4 protein-coding genes are annotated in these 2486 nt (G+C 60.4%); all 4 read right to left on the bottom strand.

From position 1 onward, the window contains the following. Positions 1-240 precede the first annotated feature (240 nt). Positions 241-819 (bottom strand): DUF447 family protein, encoded by a 579-nt coding sequence (locus tag M3461_24100; GenBank protein ID MDQ3777217.1) that lies wholly within the window; start codon positions 817-819, stop codon positions 241-243. Then, a complete protein-coding gene (locus tag M3461_24095) occupies positions 816-1091 on the bottom strand; it encodes a hypothetical protein (GenBank protein ID MDQ3777216.1) in 276 nt (91 codons plus the stop codon). Before M3461_24095 ends, M3461_24100 begins: the two co-directional genes overlap by 4 nt. 529 nt (positions 1092-1620) lie before the next feature. Then, on the bottom strand, positions 1621-1851 hold the full coding sequence (locus tag M3461_24090) for a DUF4926 domain-containing protein (GenBank protein ID MDQ3777215.1): 231 nt from the start codon (positions 1849-1851) through the stop codon (positions 1621-1623). Continuing rightward, on the bottom strand, positions 1848-2252 hold the full coding sequence (locus tag M3461_24085; protein MDQ3777214.1) for a hypothetical protein: 405 nt from the start codon (positions 2250-2252) through the stop codon (positions 1848-1850). The genes M3461_24090 and M3461_24085 overlap by 4 nt, the downstream gene beginning before the upstream one ends. Between the last annotated feature and the right edge of the window lie 234 nt (positions 2253-2486).

Here is a 2486-nt window from a genome sequence, read left to right as displayed (position 1 = left end):
CGCTGAACACTGGGTTCATCGCCTGGTGCGCTGCGAGGTGGACTTCACCCATCAGCGCATCCGCTTCTACGCCATGCGCCGCCGCGACCCCCATCTCCAGCCATTGCTTCGCGAGGTACCTTACCTTCGTCCCAACAAACCATTTCAGGGGAAGCCATGAGCGTTCAATTAACGCTGAAACTTTGTCACGTCGATGTCAAACAAGTGTTCAACTAACGCTGAAACTTGCCCATTTATATATCACTTGTCTCGGGCTTCCCACGCCGCCGGCTCACGATGCATCGTGATGCGCGCCATCAACCATCCCCAGGCCTCGCGCTCGCGCTCACCGGCGGTCTTGTCCACCGCCGTCTGGAGGTATGCGATCTCTCGATCCACCTTCTCGGCCGGCAGAAGATGTAGACGGCTCACCAGGATGGCCGCTTCGACCACCGCCGCCTGGGCGCGATTGAAACCCCGGAACGGCCGGTGCTGCTGCCGGTGACGCACGGCGCAGACGAACCTCGGCCGTTCTTCATCCGGTTCCTCGTGCCGCACCTCGACCTCGAGATGGGCGAGCGTATCCGCGAGACGCGCCGCATCCACGACGGCGGCCGGCACGGTCGGCCACTCGAAACGGCCGGTCAGACACCCGGCGATGATCGCGACGTTGTCGGTCAGATTGATGACGGCCTGGCGGCTGCGCGCCAGGTTGTCCAAGGTCGTCGAGGGGCGAAACGGGGCGAGCACCACGTCCTCGCCCGACTCGCGGTAACCCATGGGGACGATGTGCAGGGACCCATCGCCGTTGCGGGTAATGATCACGGCCTCGTAGATCACGGCACCTCCCGCCTGCGCTTGCCGGTCTTCAAGGTCGTGCCCTGGGGTTTGTAGGCCTGCGGGCTCGCGGTGTCCTGACCCACCGCGCAACGCGCGGCACAGCCCCATTTGAGCGGCTCGTCTTGCACATAACGCTTGCCGAGCTGCCAGGCGAACTGCGTCCGCCCGAGCTCCACCCGCAGGTAGAACGCATGCGGGGTATTGTTTCGTTTTTGGCCTTGCAGCAAGTCCAGTCCGGGGTAGAGGTCATAGGGATCGGTGGCGGTCGTCATACCGTCGCGATTATAGACGCGGATGCCGGTCCGCCGAGACGTTCACACGGTAGTTGAGATCGCGGGTCGCGCCGCGATCTCGGCGATCAAAGCCGGAAGGCCACCTCAGAGAGCCCGCGGCGTTGCTGGATACCCTGAGTGAAGCAGCTTGCTTCGAGTCGCCCCCCGCGCTGCGCGGTCCCCTCCATGAGGGCCGACAACCTGTTTGAGCACATCGGTCAAGCCTTCGCCCCCATGCCGTCGAGTACGCGATCAGCTCACGAAGACCGCTGCCAGCGCTACGCGCCGTTTCTCTCCAGCGTCTCCCAACCATCGAAGCGAAATCATCTGGCGAGCTGCTGTTCCGCGAGCGAGTAGGCGGCATCTGCCTGGCCAGCCCGCACGCGCATTACTAGGTTGCTGAACAAGCCCCTCTCGTCATTGCGGAGGAGTGCTTTTCGCGTGAAGCACGGCATCGGCAAGCGAAAACCAACCTGCCAAGCAGATTATGTCGTAGCCAAAGCAACTTCTCGGCATCGGTAACTATTGGTTATCTGACAGCCAGCTCGCGTGCGTGGGGAATGTCGCGCTGGCCTATGGGACGCAACTGGTTTGGCAGCACCGTTGCCACGGCTATAGTCTGGCCGGTAACCGTAACGAATTCAACTTCATAGGCCGCGCTATCGTGGTGAATGTGAACTACCGTGCTCACGTTGCCGGCCTCCAACCCGTCGTCCGGCACGTCCTGAGTCAGTATAACGCAATCGTGCTCCTTAATCATACTTCCTCCAGAGGATACGCGGTGATGAGACGCGGTGCAATCTCGCCATCGTCCACCTGCCAGACCGTTCGCACTCGCGAACGTCGGCCATCCGGGGTCGTCAACTCGCCCTCCACTTCGTAACGCGAGCCAAGACCAGTTTCGCGTACCTTGGTGACTTTATTCTGCCGGCCGTGCTTGCGCAGTGCAGCGGCCGAATCCTCCCTCTTCTCGGGCGGGAAACCGAACCGTGCAAAAAACCGCGCCTTGCTCGCGCGGAAGCGATGCTTCTGGTTGAGCAGGTAGTCGATCACTTTACCCTCCTCGATAATGGCCAGATTCGCGTTCGGCAGCTTCATTTCACTCTGCTTGTAACATCGGGTTTCCTCGACAGTGTGAGAAACCTCTTCAATTTCTACCATGGAGGTACCAATACATCAAAAGAGCAGTGACGTTGGCCGGCAGGAAGGTTCGGAGTGGAATGGTGCCTACCAGCTCTCCCGCTGATCGAACTCATACTCGGGTAGGGGCTAGTGGAGTGTCCCTTAAATAACTTGACAGATTCTCTGGCAATTGCTATGCTTACGGTCATGCCGAACACGAGGCTGTCGATCGAGTTGAAACGGCTGAACGGACGCAGCTCGAAAAGTGGGAGT

Source organism: Pseudomonadota bacterium (assembly GCA_030860485.1).
In the GTDB taxonomy this organism is placed as follows: domain Bacteria; phylum Pseudomonadota; class Gammaproteobacteria; order JACCXJ01; family JACCXJ01; genus JACCXJ01.
The sequence above is the reverse complement of the archived record's forward strand: the minus strand, read 5'-3'. Positions and strand labels throughout refer to the sequence as shown.